The following is a 15182-nucleotide window of genomic DNA, read 5'->3' on the forward strand; positions in this document are numbered from 1 at the left end:
ATAGGCAATCGGCTGAACATGAGCTGGCCCAAGGTTTTTGCTGGTATAACGTCGGCGGGAGTCACAAAGCGTGTAAAAACACTGGTTGCCGGGAACATGCCCCAGATACGCCAGCGCCGATACCTGCGTACTTGACACTTTCTAGCGTTTTTGGGTTGCCGCGCCGCAGCAGGCAAAGGGTATAATTGTTCGGCTTTCTCCCAGTCATCCGTTGGGGGAGTCCTGCCGGGCTTGCATTACTGGCAGACAACCGCGACTTCACAGTCACACGGATGGTTGCAAGCATTCCTTCCCTGCCGGTGGTGACGTGAGTACTAATCTGATCCGCGAGTTTTTCGACTCTTCGCAGCTCGCTGGCGGCAACGCCGATTACGTTGAATCCCTTTACGACTCCTGGCTCACCGACGCATCGTCGGTGTCGTCCGACTGGAGCCGCTACTTCGAAACGTTCAAGGGCCGTGAGTCGGGTGATGTTTCCCACGTGCCGGCGATTGCACGCATCGAGGCCGCCCAGAAGCAACGTCACAACGGCGCCACGCCGGTATCTGCCAGCGACGACGAGCATGCGCGCAAGCAGGCGGGTGTGCTGCGATTGCTCACGGCTTACCGCTCGCGTGGTCATCTCGCCGCCGAGCTGGACCCGTTGGGCCTGACCGAAAAAATGCCGGCACCGGACCTTGGGCTGGCATTTCATGGCCTCAGCGACGCCGACCTCAGCACCGAATTCGATACCGGCAACTATGCGGGCGATGGACAGCGACTGAAGCTGGGCGAGCTGCTGACGCGTTTGCAGAAAACCTACGCCAGCACGATCGGCGCCGAGTTCATGTACATCAGCAACCATGAGCAGCGTAACTGGATCTACAGCCGCCTCGAACAGAAGGCTGGCAAGAGCGGCCTGGACAAGGCTGGCAAGCAGCGCGTGCTGGACTGCCTCAACGGCGCTGAAGGTCTGGAGCGCTACCTGCACACCAAGTATGTCGGCCAGAAACGCTTTTCGCTGGAAGGCGGTGACAGCCTGATCCCGATGATCGACGACGTGGTACGTGCCGCCGGCGACAACGGCATCAAGGAGCTCGTGATCGGCATGGCGCATCGCGGCCGCCTCAACGTGCTGGTCAATATCCTCGGCAAGGCGCCCAAGACCCTGTTCGACGAGTTCGAGGGCCGCTTCGAGCACCCGGACGATCCGGCGCACTCGGGCGACGTGAAGTACCACATGGGCTTCTCCGCCGACATCAAGACGCCGAAGGGCGGTGTGCACGTGGCGCTGGCTTTCAATCCGTCGCATCTGGAAATCGTCAATCCGGTCGTCTCCGGTTCCGTGCACTCGCGCCAGACCCGTCGTCGCGACACGATGCACGAGAAGTCGATGGCCGTGATCATCCACGGCGATGCCGCGATGGCCGGTCAGGGCGTGAACATGGAGTTGTTCAACATGTCACAGGCCCGTGGTTTCAAGATCGGCGGCAGCCTGCACATCGTCATCAACAACCAGGTTGGCTTTACCACCTCGAACCCGCAAGACGCCCGCTCCACCCTGTACTGCACCGACCTGGCCAAGATGGTCAACGCGCCAGTGTTCCACGTTAACGGTGACGACCCGGAAGCGGTGATCGAAGTCACTCGGCTGGCCTATGAATTCCGCAAGACGTTCCGCAAGGACGTCGTCATCGATCTGGTCTGCTATCGCCGCCACGGCCATAACGAGGCCGACGAACCGGCGGCAACGCAACCCGTGATGTATCAGATCATCCGCAAGCGGCCAACGACGCGTGACCTCTATGCGCAGAAACTGGTGAAGGAAGGCCTGCTGGTTGACGGTGAGCCACAGAAGCAGCTCGAGGCTTATCGCGATCGGCTGGAAGCCGGTGCACCGATGGCTGACCTCGACCCGTCGCCGAACCGCGATGATCCGGTCGACTGGGCGCGCTTTGTCGGTGGCAAGCTGTCGACGCCAACCGATACGACGGTGCCGAAAAAGAAACTGCAGGAACTGGCCGACCAGATCCTGACCCTGCCTGCCGATATGACGCTACAGGCGCGTGTGGCCAAGATCTATGACGACCGCCGCAAGATGGCCGCCGGTGAACAGGCCGCTGATTGGGGCTTCGCCGAGAACCTGGCTTACGCCACGTTGATCGATGGCGGCCACGACCTGCGCATGGTCGGCCAGGATTCCGGCCGCGGCACGTTCTTCCATCGCCATGCCGTGTTGCATGACCAGAAGGATGGCCACACCTATCTGCCACTGGCTACGATTCGCGACGGCGCTGACGTCGAGGTGATCGACTCGTTGCTCAGCGAAGAAGCGGTGATGGCGTTTGAATACGGCCACTCCACCACCGATCCGGACACGCTCAACATCTGGGAAGCGCAATTCGGCGATTTCGCCAACGGCGCGCAGGTGGTGATCGATCAGTTCATCAGTTCCGGCGAAGCCAAGTGGAATCGCCTGAGCGGTCTGGTACTGCTATTGCCGCACGGCTACGAAGGCCAGGGCCCGGAGCATTCATCCGCGCGTCTGGAACGCTTTCTGCAGCTGTGTGCCATGGAGAACATGCAGGTCTGCGTGCCGACCACACCGGCGCAGGACTTCCACATGATCCGTCGCCAGATGCTGCGCCCGGTGCGCAAGCCGCTGATCGTGATGACGCCAAAATCCCTGCTGCGCCACAAGCTGGCCGTGTCGAGCATGGACGAGCTGGCCAACGGCAGCTTCCAGCTGGTGATCGGCGAGCATCGCGATCTGCCTGCGAAGAAAGTGAAGCGCGTCGTGCTCTGCTCCGGCAAGGTGTATTACGACCTGCTGGAAGAGTCCGAGAAGCGCGAACTGAAAGATGTCGCCATCGTCCGCGTGGAGCAGCTCTATCCGTTCCCGCGTGCCGAAGTCACCGCCGAACTCGATAAGTATCCGGGCGCCAAGGAAGTGTTCTGGTGCCAGGAAGAACCGATGAATCAGGGCGCGTGGTTCCAGATCCGTCATCACCTGCAGGCCTGCGTCAGCAGCAAGCACAGCCTCTCGTACGCAGGACGCGCCCGCTCGGCTGCACCGGCTGCCGGCCACCTCAACACTCACGTTGCCGAACAAGCAGCACTGGTCGAGCAGGCGCTTGTCGCGCCGGTCGGCACCGATCACTCAGTCGAATAAACGAATAAAACTTAGGATTACTAATGTCCATCGAAGTCAAAGTCCCCGTTCTGCCTGAGTCGGTCTCCGACGCGACCATCGCCACCTGGCACAAGAAAGCCGGCGACGCGGTGAAGCGCGACGAGAACCTGGTCGATCTCGAAACCGACAAGGTGGTGCTGGAAGTACCCTCCCCGGTTGACGGCGTACTGAAGGAAATCAGGCACGAAGTTGGCGACACGGTGAACAGCGAGCAGATCATCGCGATCATCGAGGAAGGCGCCGCCGCTGCGCCAGCCAAGGAAGAGCCGAAGGCCGAAAAGCCTGCCGCGGCCAAGGCCGAAGAGCCAAAAACCGAAAAGACGTCCAGCAAGGGTAACGACGATTTGTCACCCGCCGGCCTGCGTGTGGCCACCGAACAGAAGATCGACGCCTCCAAGGTCGAAGGCACCGGTCGCGATGGCCGCGTGACCAAGGAAGATCTGGTCAATTACAGCAAGGACGGCGGCGCTGCGAAGGCTGCTCCGGCCCCCGCCAAGCCCACCCCAGGCTCACGTCCGGAAGAACGCGTGCCGATGACGCGCATGCGCGCCAAGATCGCCGAACGCCTGATGCAGTCGAAGAACTCGATTGCCATGTTGACCTCGTTCAACGAAGTGAACCTGGCTGAGGTAGTGAAGATCCGCAAGGCACTGGGTGAATCGTTCCAGAAGACCCACGGCATCAAACTCGGTTTCATGAGCTTCTTCGTCAAGGCGGCAGCCGAAGCGCTGAAGCGCCACCCGGTAGTCAATGCCTCGGTTGATGGCAACGATGTGATCTATCACGGCTACCAGGACATCTCGATCGCCGTGTCCACTGAAAAGGGCCTGGTGACGCCGGTGCTGCGCGACGTGCAGAACATGGGCTTTGCCGAGATCGAACAAGGTATCGCCAACTACGCCAAGAAGGCGCGTGACGGCAAGCTGGGCCTGGACGATCTGCAGGGCGGCACATTCACCATCACCAATGGTGGAACCTTCGGCTCGCTGCTGTCGACCCCGATCGTGAACCCGCCACAGAGCGCCATCCTGGGCATGCATACGATCAAGGATCGCGCCATCGTCGAGAACGGCCAGGTCATCGTCGCACCAATGATGTACATCGCCATCTCCTACGACCACCGCATCATCGATGGCAAAGATGCCGTGCTGTTCCTGGTCGACATCAAGGATCAGCTTGAGAATCCGCAGCGGATGTTGCTAGGTCTCTAATCTCTAATCGCCGCCCCCGGCGATTAGAAAATAGATAACGAAGCTCTGGTGCCGAAATATCGCTGATGCAAGCGTTTTTCGAGTTGTTTTGACAGCGGCCGGAACACATATCTGCCTCACCAGCGAGCGCTGACTCGCCAGCAAGGAACCAAGTCATGAGCGACAAATTCGATGTCATCGTTATCGGCGGCGGCCCGGCCGGTTATCACGCCGCCATCCGCGCCGCACAGCTCGGCCTGAAGACGGCCGTGATTGATGCCTTTGTCGGCAAGGACGGCAAACAGGCGCTGGGTGGCACCTGCCTCAACGTCGGTTGCATTCCGTCGAAGGCGTTGCTGGATTCGTCCAAACAGTTCTACAACCTGGCGCACAACCTGCCCGCGCACGGCATCAGCGTGGAGAACGCCAAGGTCGACCTGAAGACCTTTATCGGCCGCAAGGAAAAGATCGTCAAGCAGTTCACCGGCGGCGTGGCGCAGCTGTTCAAGGCCAACAAGATCACCAGCTACTTCGGTACGGGCAAGCTGCTCGGCCGTGATAAAAGCGGGGGCAACGCGGTCGAGATCACCGGCAACGACGGTGAAAAGCAGACCATCAGCGCCACCAACGTCATCCTCGCTTCGGGTTCGGTGCCAATCGAGCTGCCGTTTGCCAAGTTCGACAACAAATTCATCATCGACAACGCCGGCGCGCTGGAACTCGACGCCGTGCCGAAGCGCCTGGGCGTGATCGGTGCCGGTGTGATCGGACTGGAACTGGGCAGCGTATGGCGCCGTCTGGGCGCTGAAGTCACCGTGCTGGAGGCATTGCCGGATTTCCTCGGTACCGCTGATGCGGATATCGCCAAGGTTGCGTCCAAGGAGTTCGGCAAGCTGGGCCTGAACATCAAGCTGGGCGCCAAGCTGACCAAGGCTGAAGTGAAAAAGAGTGAAGTGCAGCTGACCTACAACGACAAGGATGGCGATCACGATATCGTCGTCGACAAGTTGCTGGTTGCCGTAGGGCGGCGCGCCTATACGGACGGCCTGCTGGCTGAAGACAGCGGCGTCAAGCTCGACGAACGCGGTCGCATCATTGTCGACGAGCATTGCCACACAGGCGTCGATGGCGTCTGGGCCGTCGGCGACGCCGTGCGCGGACCGATGCTGGCGCACAAGGGTTTCGAGGAAGGCATGGCAGTTGCCGAGTGGATCGCCGGCAAGGCTGGCCACGTTAACTACGACACGATTCCGTGGGTAATCTATACCGAGCCGGAAATCGCCTGGGCCGGCAAGACCGAAAAGCAGCTCAAGGAAGAAGGCATCCCGTACAAGGTCGGCAGCTTCCCGTTTGCTGCGATCGGCCGCGCCGTGGCAATGAACGAGGCAATCGGTCAGGTAAAGATGATCGCGCATGCGGAAACCGATCGTATCCTCGGCGTACACATGGTTGGCCCCGGCGTGTCCGAGTTGATCGCCGAGTGTGTGGTGGCAATGGAGTTCAAGGGTTCCGCCGAGGATATGGCACGCATCATCCATGCGCATCCGACCCTGTCCGAAGCCGTGCACGAAGCGGCCTTGTCGGTCGACAAGCGCGCGATCCACAAAGGCAACTGATCGCACCAGTCACATCACACATCGAGCAGCACCTGCGACCCGTCCCTCAAGGACGGGTTTCGCACTTCAGGGAGTAGAGATGACCAAGATCACAGCACTGTGCATCTATTGCGGATCGAGCAGCGGCACTGATCCGGTATACGTCGAGCGCGCCCGGGCATTCGGTAGCTCGCTGGCCCAACGCGGCATCACGCTGATCTACGGTGGTGGCAAGGTCGGCTTGATGGGTACGGTGGCCGATGCGGTGCTGGCCGGCGGCGGCCGGGTTGTCGGTGTCATTCCACGTCAACTGGTGGAGCTGGAAGTGGCCCATCAAGGGTTGAGCGAAATTCAGGTCGTCGACACCATGCATCAACGAAAGACGCGCATGTTCGAGCTGGCCGACGCCTTCGTTGCCTTGCCTGGCGGCTTCGGCACGCTCGACGAAATGTTCGAGATGCTGACCTGGTCGCAACTGGGTCTGCATGAATACCCTTGTGCGTTTCTCGATGTACGCGGCTACTTCACGCCATTGCGCGGAATGATGGATCACATGGTCGGCGAAGGCTTCGTGCGCGCCGAACAACGTGCGCAGATCTGGTTCGGCGACGACCAGGACCAGTTATTCGAGTGGATGCAGGGTTACAAGGTTCATCACGTACCGAAATGGATCGATCGCCGCAGCGTCGACGCCTGAGCATCACGGAATGATCCGTTGAACGTCAACATCGATATCGCCGTTCATGTGGTCGCTCCCACCGCGGCGGAGTTCAAGGAAGGCGCTGCCGTGCATCGCACCGGCAGCGGCCTTTCCGAAACCGCGATGGCTGCAGTAAGCCATTCGCGACGAACTCTGGCATCGGCTGGGCAATGAGTGGAAACCACAGCATCGCCATGCGCGAGATCAGCCTCGCAGAACTACCAAAGGTATTTCCGCGTATGCTGACGGGGGACTCGTTTGGCCGCACCATTCTGTGTAGACAGTGCACCCTGATGAAGGCGCGCTTGGAACTACCGCAGCCAAAGCTTAGAATTCACGAAACTCGAAGGGAACCCACATCTAATGGCACGCATCTTGATCGTCGACGATTCTCCGTCCCAGTTGCTGGGCATCAAGCGAATCGTTGAAAAACTCGGGCACGAAGCCTTTTCCGCCGAAGACGGCGCTGCCGGCGTCGAGGTTGCCAAACAGGAACTGCCTGACCTGATCCTGATGGATGTGGTGATGCCGAACCTCAACGGATTCCAGGCTACCCGCACGATCAGCAAGAACCCGGAAACGGCGCATATTCCGATCATCCTGGTAACCACCAAGGATCAGGAAACCGACAAGGTCTGGGGCATGCGCCAAGGTGCAAAAGCCTATGTCACCAAGCCGATCAAGGAAGAGGATCTGGTCAAGACCTTGAATGAGTTTCTGCCCGGCGCGCATGCACCGTAATAGCGCGCGAATGGACGTATTCATGGAACAGAAAACGGCGCCTCACAGGCGCCGTTTTTACGTTCGTTATCCGCAATGGTCAGCCGCGCGGATCGTAACCGCCGAACTGATCACGCAATGCCTCGTAGGCCGCACGCTGGGTATCGCTTTCGGCCAAGGGAGCGCGTATCGACAGCTCCACCAGTTGATCGCCAGGATTCGCACCGGGCATACCGCGTCCTTTCAGACGCAATTTGCGGCCTGACTGTGAACCTGCAGGTATGCGCAAATCCACGGCTCCTGCCAAAGTTGGTACGGCTACGGTGGCACCTAACGCTGCTTCCCACGGTGCAATCGGCAACACATGCACTACGTTACGGCCATCCAGACGAAAACGCGGATCCTCGCGAAGACCGACCTCAAGCAACAGATCGCCGTTCGGCCCGCCGGCCATACCCGCCTGCCCCTGGCCCGATAGTCGAATCGTCTGCCCCGACTGGATGCCTGCCGGAATTTTTACTTCAAGCACACGCTCGCCGCCGGCAGGATCCTGCATCGAGAGGCGCGTACGGCCACCGTCGAATGCGGTCTGCAGATCAATTTGCACCTGCGCCTGCACGTCACGCCCGCGCCGTGGACGTACCTGGCCACGCTGGCCACCTGTGGCATTTCTGCCGAACAGACTTTCAAAAAAATCACTGAAATCGCCATCGCCAGCATCACCATGCTGTCCCTGCCAACCCGGCGGTGGACGGAACTGCTCGCCTTGTCGGTAACCGCCCGCGCGCAACTCATCGTAAGAGCGCCGCTTTTCGGCGTCCTTGAGCACTTCGTTGGCTTCATTGATCGACTTGAACTTGTCTTCGGCACCAGCCTCCTTGTTCTTGTCGGGATGATACTTGCGCGCAAGCTTGCGATACGCCGACTTGATGTCGGTCTCGCTCGCGTCCGGCTTCACGCCCAGAATGTCGTAATAATCTTTAAATTCCACTGCCACTCCCCAACTGACGCAAACCCGCGGCGGAATCTTTCACCGCCGCGGTAAGTGTTGCAACGTACCCGACTTAAATAACTGCCCGCTCAGTGGCCGCTGTTGATGGTAATGCGTCGCGGCGTCGGCAGCGCCTTTTTCGGTATGGTGATTTCCAGCACGCCATGGCTACCGGTAGCGGTGATGCCCTCGGCGTCGGCACTTTCCGGTAGCGAAAACCGGCGCTGGAATTTTCCCTGCACGCGCTCCACACGTGTAAATCTGGCTGCCTGGCCATCGCTGGCCGTGCCACCACTGCCGCTCTCACGGGCGCCATTGATGCTGAGCACCCCCTTGTCCATGCTCACCTCGATCAGCGACGGATCAATGCCCGGGATATCGGCAAGAATCACGAAACGCTGTTCGTCTTCGCGAATGTCCACCCGCGGCGACCACTGCTTTGGCGCTGCATTTGAAATGTCGTTGTCCTGTACCGGCAGAAAGCTGTCAAACGCCTGACGAATTGCAAAGGGCGCGGAATGGCCAGTATTGAATAGGGAGTGACGGGTCACGTACATACACTGTCTCCTTGAATGGGTTGCGGTGCGACCACCGCCTGTACTGGAAAATAGGTGCGGTCGCGGGTGATTCAAGTCGATGGACCGGCTCAGCGAGGACGACGACAGCCTGCGATTCAGCGCGACAGCGACGGGCAAGCGATCTAGCATGGAGTATCCCGTCCCTCCATCCGAGATCTGCATGACCATCCAGCCCGGCAAAATGATCCCAGATGCCTCCGTCCAGGTGATCGACGGCGAAGTGCGGAAGTGCCGAACCAGCGAGCTGTTCGCGGTGAGGAAGGTGGTTATGTTTGGTGTACCTGGAGCATTCACGCCGACCTGTTCCAACAAACACCTGCCAGGTTATGTGAATCATCTGGCCGACTTCCGCGAGCGCGATATCACGGTGATGTGCCTTGCGGTCAACGATGCACACGTGATGCAGGCCTGGGCTGCGTCGCTGCAGGTGCCGGCGGAGCTGTTGATGATCGCTGACGGAAATGCCGCTTTCACCCAGTCGATGGGCTTGGAACTGGACGGTACGGCTTTCGGCATGGGCGTGCGCGTCAAACGCTTTGCCCTGTTTGCGGAAGACGGCGTTGTGCGTCTGCTGCAGATCGAGGCACCCGGCGAGTTTCGGGTTTCAACAGCCGAGGCGATACTGACAGCGATCGATCATTGAGAGGGGCTAGCAGTGCATCTACCTTCGAAGCGTTTCGCTTATGGCCGTCCAAATATTCTGGAGAACACATGACCAAGCCGTCGATACATTTTTCTCTGGCAACGCTTCTTTCGGCTTGTCTGGCATTGAATGCAGTTCACGCTAACGAACAGGCCCAGTCGGCAACTACAGGCAAGCTCACAGCAACACCCGGCGGCAGCAACCGTGCCTCGATGGAGACGATGCAGATTCCGAGTCACGGATCGCTGATGAACGCCCTGGTTTACGTGGCGGCAGGAGCAGGACCGCATCCGGCCGTGATCCTGCTGCACGGCTTTCCAGGTAACGAACGCAATCTGGATCTGGCGCAGGATATGCGCCGCGCCGGTTGGGATGTTCTCTACTTCGACTACCGTGGGTCGTGGGGCACGCCGGGAAATTTCTCGTTCTCGCACGGTATTGAAGATACGGCCGACGCGCTGAATTACCTGCGGCAACCGGAAGTCGCCAAGAAGCTGCGGTTGGACCCGAGGCGCATCGTGTTGATCGGACACAGCATGGGCGGCTTCATGGCAGTCGAAGCCGCGGCGAAAGACCCAGCCATCAAGGCTTTTGCAACCATCTCGGCCGCAGATTTCGGAGGGCGCTTTCTGAAATCACTGGACAAGGATCAAAAATTGGCCGCCATTGAAAATTTGGGCATAGGCCTGGCACAGGAGGGCATGGCACCTCTTAGCGGATGCACGCCAAATGGGCTGGCACACGATGTCGCTGACCACGCAGCCAGCTGGAGCTTCCAGGCGAAAGTCGACGCATTGAAAGACCGCACGGCCCTGATCGTGACATCGGACGATGGCCTGGCAACAGAGAACGAGACATTTGCCGAGGCTCTTCATCAGGCCGGCGACACCAAGGTGACTGCGGTGCATTTGGCGACCGATCATGCCTATTCCGATCAGCGCACGGAATTATCCCAGGCCGTATTGCGTTGGTTGGCGTCGCTGCCCAAATAACGCAACCAAAAACTATGTGAATGTACATGACCCACTAGCAGCAGCAACAAAAAAGCCCCGGCATGACCGGGGCTTTTTTGTTCACGAGGAACTTTCTATCAGTCCTCGGCAGGCGTCGGCTCAACGTCAGCGGAGCCGCTTCCGTCGACAGGAGCGGTTCCATCGACTATCTCACCCTCCTCGCCGTTGCCCTCTTCCGCATCCAGCCGCATCACGCTGACCAGCTTTTCATCCGCCGGCAGCTTGATCAAGGTAACGCCCTGGGTATTGCGGCTGAGCTGCGACACTTCAGCGACGCGTGTACGGACCAGCGTGCCCTGATTCGAGATCAGCATCAGCTCGTGCGCTTCGGTGACCTGCGTCGCCGCGACCAGGGCACCATTACGCTCGGAGCACTGGATGCCGATCACGCCCTGAGTGCCGCGTCCTTTCTTTGGGAATTCGGCCAGTTGTGTGCGCTTGCCGTAGCCACGTTCGGTGGCGGTGAGGATATCTCCACCAGAAGCCGCGCCCTCGTCCGCCACGATCAGCGACACCACGTTCTCGTCCTTGGCCAGACGCATGCCGCGTACGCCACCCGCTGTGCGCCCCATCGAGCGCACAGTGTTCTCATCGAAACGATTGACCTTGCCATTGGAGGCAAAGAGCAAGATGTCGCTGTTGCCGTTGGTCAGTTCCACGTTGACCAGCGCATCGCCCTCATCGAGCTTGATCGCGATCTTGCCCTTCTGCAGCTGGAACGCGAATTCGGTCAGTGGTGTTTTCTTGACCGTGCCGTGGCGCGTGGCAAAGAACACGAAGCGATCCTCCGTGTACTCGCGCACCGGCAGTACGGCCTGTACCTTCTCGTTTTCGCCAAGCGGCAACAGGTTCACGATCGGCTTGCCACGCGCACCCGAGCCGGCTTCCGGCATCTGGTAGACCTTGAGCCAGTAGACGCGTCCGGTGCTGGTAAAGGTCAGCAGGGTGTCGTGCGTATTGACCACCCACAGCTGCTCGACGAAATCCTCGTCCTTCAGCGCGGATGCCGAACGCCCCTTGCCGCCGCGACGTTGCGAGCGATAGCTACTAGCCGGCTGACGCTTGATGTAACCGGTATGCGATAGCGTGACCACCACGTCTTCGGGCGTGATCAGGTCAAGTACGTTGAGATCTTCCTGAGAATGCTGAATCTCGGTGCGACGTGCATCGCCGAACTCTTCCTTGACCGCCTCGAGTTCGCCGCGAATCACTTCGAGCAAACGCTCGGGGTTTTCGAGGATTTCGATGAGGCCACGGATCGTTTCGAGAATCTGCTTGTACTCGTCGGAAAGCTTTTCCTGCTCCAGTCCCGTCAGGCGATGCAGACGCATGGCCAGAATTTCCAGCGCCTGTGCCTCTGACAACTGATAACCGTCATCCTTCAGGCCATCGCGCGGATCCATCTCTTCCGGCCGCGAGGCTTGCGCGCCGGTCGCCGACAGCAGCGAGCGCACCAGACCGGCATCCCAATGTCGCGCAACCATGCGCTCACGCGCTTCGGCCGGCGATGACGAGGTTTTGATCAGCTCGATCATCTCGTCGATGTTGGCCAGCGCGACGGTGAGGCCTTCGAGAATGTGCGCGCGTGCGCGCGCCTTCCGCAATTCGAAAATCGTGCGGCGTGTGACCACTTCGCGCCGATGGCGAATGAACGCCTCGAGGATGTCCTTGAGATTGAGCAGCTTGGGCTGGCCGTCCAGCAACGCCACCATGTTGATGCCGAACGTGACCTGCAGCTGGGTCTGCTGAAACAAGTTATTGAGCACCACGTCGCCCATCGAGTCACGACGGATTTCGATGACGACGCGCATGCCGTCCTTGTCGGATTCGTCGCGCAGTTCGCTGATGCCTTCGAGCTTCTTTTCTTTGACCAGCTCGGCGATCTTCTCGATCAGCCGCGCCTTGTTCACCTGATAAGGCAGCTCGTGGATGATGATCGTTTCACGACCGTTCGCCTCGGTTTCCACCTCGGCCTTGGCGCGAACGAGAATACGACCGCGGCCCGTGCGATAGGCCTCGATGATGCCGGAGGAACCGTTGATGATGCCGTAGGTCGGAAAGTCCGGCCCGGGAATGTGCTGCATCAAATCGTCGATACCGAGTGACGGATCTTCGATCAGTGCCAGAGTCGCCGCAATCACTTCATTGAGATTGTGCGGTGGAATGTTGGTGGCCATGCCGACCGCAATACCAGCCGAACCATTGATCAACAGGTTCGGCACACGTGCCGGCAGCACCAGCGGTTCGTGCTCGCTTTCATCGTAATTGGGACCGAAATCGACGGTTTCCTTGTCGATATCAGCCAACAACTCGTGCGTGAGGCGCGACATGCGCACCTCGGTGTATCGCATCGCCGCAGCATTGTCCCCATCGACCGAGCCGAAGTTGCCCTGGCCATCGACCAGCAGGTAGCGAAGCGAAAAAGGCTGCGCCATACGCACGATCGCGTCGTAGACCGACTGATCGCCATGCGGATGGTATTTACCGATGACGTCACCGACCACGCGGGCCGACTTCTTGTATGGCTTGTTCCACACGTTGCCCAGTTCATTCATCGCGAACAACACGCGGCGATGGACGGGCTTGAGACCATCGCGGACATCCGGGAGGGCGCGGCCCACAATCACGCTCATGGCGTAATCGAGATAGCTCTGACGCATCTCATCTTCGATGTTGACGCGAATGATTTCTTTGGCGAGCTCTGCCATGAATTAGCTTTCCTGGGGGACAAAAAAGGTCGGCGATGACGTGCCTCAAGCACGTCCGCAGATGACCCGAATTCAACCTTAAAAGTGTAACACGAACGGCATCAAAAAGATAAGATTTAGATCTTATTAATCAATGACTTATGTTGATGCCTTAGGGCTTTTGAAAAGCAGCTTGCGGGCGGCTACAAAATTGACAAATGCTGCAACCGCTGAACCTGCTGCTGCGCCGATTGCCGGCCAGCGGTACAGGATCGAAAAGTTCAGCAGCAGCAGCGCATATACCCCGTAATTGATCACCGCACCAATGCTCATCAGCCCCATCCAGTGCAGCCATTCGGCATGAGCAGAGCGATTACTTTGACGCGAAGCAAACGTGTAATGACGACTCCACCACCATGTAAATGTGGCTGCGGTGACAAACGAAAGCACGCGCGCCAGATAGGGATTCCAGCCCGCAAGACTCACCAGCAACTGCACGATGCCAGCGTCGATAATCAGGCCGCCGACACCGCCCACGGCGAACAGAAAAATTTCCCGCGACAGCTTTACCATCCGAACATCGCCTGCATGGCAATGCTGTTAGGCCGCTCGATGACGCCACGCTCGGTCACGATCGCATCGATCAGTTCGGCCGGGGTGACGTCGAATACCGGGTTCCAAGCCTGCGCGCCTTCCACCACGGTGCGCTGCCCTGCCGTACTGAGCAGCTCGGTTGCATCACGCAGCTCGATCTCGATTTCCTCACCGGTGCCCGTCGCCATATCAACGGTGGACGAGGGAGCTACCACCATGAATTTCACCCCGTGATATTTCGCTGCAATCGCCAATTGATAGGTGCCGATCTTGTTGGCGGTATCACCGTTGGCGGCGATACGATCGGCGCCGACGATCACCCACTGCACGGCGCCGGATTTCATCAGATGTGAGGCAGCCGAATCGGCGATCAATTTCGCGGGAATACCGTCGCGCACCAACTCCCACATGGTCAGCCGTGCGCCCTGCTGCCACGGCCGCGTTTCGCCAGCGTAGACGTGATCGATCTGGCCGCCCGCCACGCCGGCGCGTATCACGCCGAGCGCCGTGCCGTAACCGGCGGTGGCCAACGAACCGGTATTGCAGTGGGTCAACACGCCAGAATGCGCGGTAATCAACGAGGCACCGAGCTCACCCATCCGGCGATTGGCTGCCAGATCCTCATCCTGGATGGCTTGTGCTTCGCGCAGCAAGGCATCGGCATCCGCACCGGCGGCAATGCGCTTTTTCATCCGGTCGAGCGCCCACATCAGGTTGACTGCGGTTGGCCGCGCCGCCCGAAGCGTAGACAGCACGTCATCAAGATCGATTTTCTGCTGTGCGGCCATGGCCACGCCCCAGGCCGCGGCAATACCGATGGCCGGCGCACCGCGTACGGCCAGATCGCGGATTGCCTGTGTTACCTGTCCGGCATCGCGGCAATCGATCCAGCGCTCTTCCGATGGCAGCAACCGTTGATCAAGCAATCGCAGATGGTCGCCCTGCCACTGCACGGCACGGATGGAGTCGAGGTTTTTGTCGGATGTTGTCATTCCCACATTATCGCCGAAGCCACCGCCCGGCGACGACATCCAGCTCAACTTCAAAGCGAACTATTCCAACTGCACCTATCCGCCCGGCACGCAGCGAATGCGTGATTTTCAAGAGGCCTCGGGCACCACCAGCCAGAGGATCACGTAAATCAGAATGCCGGAGCCGCCAAGCAAGGTCAGGAGAATCCATGCAATGCGCACAAGCGTCGGATCCCATCCGAAATAATCAGCAATCCCCGCACAAACGCCAGCAAGAGTCCTGTTGGTACGCGACCGATACAACCGCTTTTCTGTATTCATCAAGCTC

At 59.4% G+C, this 15182-nt stretch carries 14 protein-coding genes; 8 read left to right on the forward strand and 6 right to left on the reverse strand.

Going from position 1 to position 15182, the window contains the following annotated elements; all coding sequences use genetic code 11:
- Window positions 1-307 precede the first annotated feature (307 nt).
- From HDE80_RS17895 to HDE80_RS17920, 6 genes are all read left to right on the forward strand, one after another.
- Window positions 308-3151 (forward strand): 2-oxoglutarate dehydrogenase E1 component, encoded by a 2844-nt coding sequence (locus tag HDE80_RS17895; protein ID WP_184673153.1) that lies wholly within the window; start codon window positions 308-310, stop codon window positions 3149-3151.
- Window positions 3152-3174: 23 nt separating this feature from the next.
- Window positions 3175-4383, forward strand: coding sequence for a 2-oxoglutarate dehydrogenase complex dihydrolipoyllysine-residue succinyltransferase (odhB, locus tag HDE80_RS17900; protein WP_184673155.1), 1209 nt, complete (start codon window positions 3175-3177; stop codon window positions 4381-4383).
- A 155-nt stretch (window positions 4384-4538) separates the two neighbouring features.
- Window positions 4539-5978 (forward strand): dihydrolipoyl dehydrogenase, encoded by a 1440-nt coding sequence (gene lpdA / locus HDE80_RS17905; RefSeq protein WP_184673157.1) that lies wholly within the window; start codon window positions 4539-4541, stop codon window positions 5976-5978.
- Window positions 5979-6066: 88 nt separating this feature from the next.
- Entirely contained in the window at window positions 6067-6654 is a 588-nt protein-coding gene (locus tag HDE80_RS17910) for a TIGR00730 family Rossman fold protein (protein WP_184604845.1), read from the forward strand.
- A gap of 18 nt (window positions 6655-6672) precedes the next feature.
- Window positions 6673-6831: a hypothetical protein gene (locus HDE80_RS17915; protein ID WP_184673159.1), complete on the forward strand. Its 159-nt coding sequence runs from the start codon at window positions 6673-6675 to the stop codon at window positions 6829-6831.
- Window positions 6832-7020: 189 nt separating this feature from the next.
- Window positions 7021-7398 carry a response regulator gene (locus HDE80_RS17920; protein ID WP_184604707.1) on the forward strand — a complete coding sequence of 126 codons (378 nt, stop codon included), beginning with the start codon at window positions 7021-7023 and terminating at the stop codon, window positions 7396-7398.
- 79 nt (window positions 7399-7477) lie between these two features.
- Here HDE80_RS17920 and HDE80_RS17925 read toward each other — a convergent pair whose 3' ends face one another.
- Both HDE80_RS17925 and HDE80_RS17930 read right to left on the reverse strand, forming a co-directional pair.
- Window positions 7478-8368 carry a DnaJ C-terminal domain-containing protein gene (locus HDE80_RS17925; RefSeq protein ID WP_184604708.1) on the reverse strand — a complete coding sequence of 297 codons (891 nt, stop codon included), beginning with the start codon at window positions 8366-8368 and terminating at the stop codon, window positions 7478-7480.
- An 89-nt stretch (window positions 8369-8457) separates the two neighbouring features.
- On the reverse strand, window positions 8458-8925 hold the full coding sequence (locus tag HDE80_RS17930) for an Hsp20/alpha crystallin family protein (RefSeq protein ID WP_184604710.1): 468 nt from the start codon (window positions 8923-8925) through the stop codon (window positions 8458-8460).
- Window positions 8926-9106: 181 nt separating this feature from the next.
- On the opposite strand from HDE80_RS17930, the gene HDE80_RS17935 reads away from it, so the two are divergent.
- Both HDE80_RS17935 and HDE80_RS17940 read left to right on the forward strand, forming a co-directional pair.
- The gene (locus HDE80_RS17935) at window positions 9107-9589 is read left to right on the forward strand and encodes a peroxiredoxin (RefSeq protein ID WP_184673162.1); all 483 of its coding nucleotides are present in this window, start codon (window positions 9107-9109) and stop codon (window positions 9587-9589) included.
- Window positions 9590-9657: 68 nt separating this feature from the next.
- Entirely contained in the window at window positions 9658-10581 is a 924-nt protein-coding gene (locus HDE80_RS17940) for an alpha/beta fold hydrolase (RefSeq protein WP_184673164.1), read from the forward strand.
- A 98-nt stretch (window positions 10582-10679) separates the two neighbouring features.
- On the opposite strand, the gene gyrA is transcribed toward HDE80_RS17940, so the two are convergent.
- The 4 genes from gyrA to HDE80_RS17960 form a co-directional block, all read right to left on the reverse strand.
- A complete protein-coding gene (gyrA, locus tag HDE80_RS17945; RefSeq protein WP_184604716.1) occupies window positions 10680-13310 on the reverse strand; it encodes a DNA gyrase subunit A in 2631 nt (876 codons plus the stop codon).
- A gap of 138 nt (window positions 13311-13448) precedes the next feature.
- Complete coding sequence (locus HDE80_RS17950; RefSeq protein ID WP_184673166.1) at window positions 13449-13862, reverse strand: GtrA family protein; 414 nt, start codon at window positions 13860-13862, stop codon at window positions 13449-13451.
- Window positions 13856-14875: an S-methyl-5-thioribose-1-phosphate isomerase gene (mtnA, locus tag HDE80_RS17955; protein WP_184673168.1), complete on the reverse strand. Its 1020-nt coding sequence runs from the start codon at window positions 14873-14875 to the stop codon at window positions 13856-13858. The genes HDE80_RS17950 and mtnA overlap by 7 nt, the downstream gene beginning before the upstream one ends.
- 108 nt (window positions 14876-14983) lie before the next feature.
- Window positions 14984-15178, reverse strand: coding sequence for a PspC domain-containing protein (locus tag HDE80_RS17960; protein ID WP_343206009.1), 195 nt, complete (start codon window positions 15176-15178; stop codon window positions 14984-14986).
- Between the last annotated feature and the right edge of the window lie 4 nt (window positions 15179-15182).

The sequence above is a fragment of the Rhodanobacter sp. A1T4 genome, from assembly GCF_014207185.1.
Lineage (GTDB): Bacteria > Pseudomonadota > Gammaproteobacteria > Xanthomonadales > Rhodanobacteraceae > Rhodanobacter.

Excerpts from the sequence above, each read along its gene's own strand:
- gyrA (WP_184604716.1), bottom strand. The coding sequence starts at position 13,310 with ATGGCAGAGCTCGCCAAAGAAATCATTCGCGTCAACATCGAAGATGAG.
- odhB (WP_184673155.1), top strand. The coding sequence starts at position 3,175 with ATGTCCATCGAAGTCAAAGTCCCCGTTCTGCCTGAGTCGGTCTCCGAC.
- HDE80_RS17920 (WP_184604707.1), top strand. The coding sequence starts at position 7,021 with ATGGCACGCATCTTGATCGTCGACGATTCTCCGTCCCAGTTGCTGGGC.
- HDE80_RS17940 (WP_184673164.1), top strand. The coding sequence starts at position 9,658 with ATGACCAAGCCGTCGATACATTTTTCTCTGGCAACGCTTCTTTCGGCT.
- lpdA (WP_184673157.1), top strand. The coding sequence starts at position 4,539 with ATGAGCGACAAATTCGATGTCATCGTTATCGGCGGCGGCCCGGCCGGT.
- HDE80_RS17950 (WP_184673166.1), bottom strand. The coding sequence starts at position 13,862 with ATGGTAAAGCTGTCGCGGGAAATTTTTCTGTTCGCCGTGGGCGGTGTC.
- HDE80_RS17930 (WP_184604710.1), bottom strand. The coding sequence starts at position 8,925 with ATGTACGTGACCCGTCACTCCCTATTCAATACTGGCCATTCCGCGCCC.
- HDE80_RS17935 (WP_184673162.1), top strand. The coding sequence starts at position 9,107 with ATGACCATCCAGCCCGGCAAAATGATCCCAGATGCCTCCGTCCAGGTG.
- mtnA (WP_184673168.1), bottom strand. The coding sequence starts at position 14,875 with ATGACAACATCCGACAAAAACCTCGACTCCATCCGTGCCGTGCAGTGG.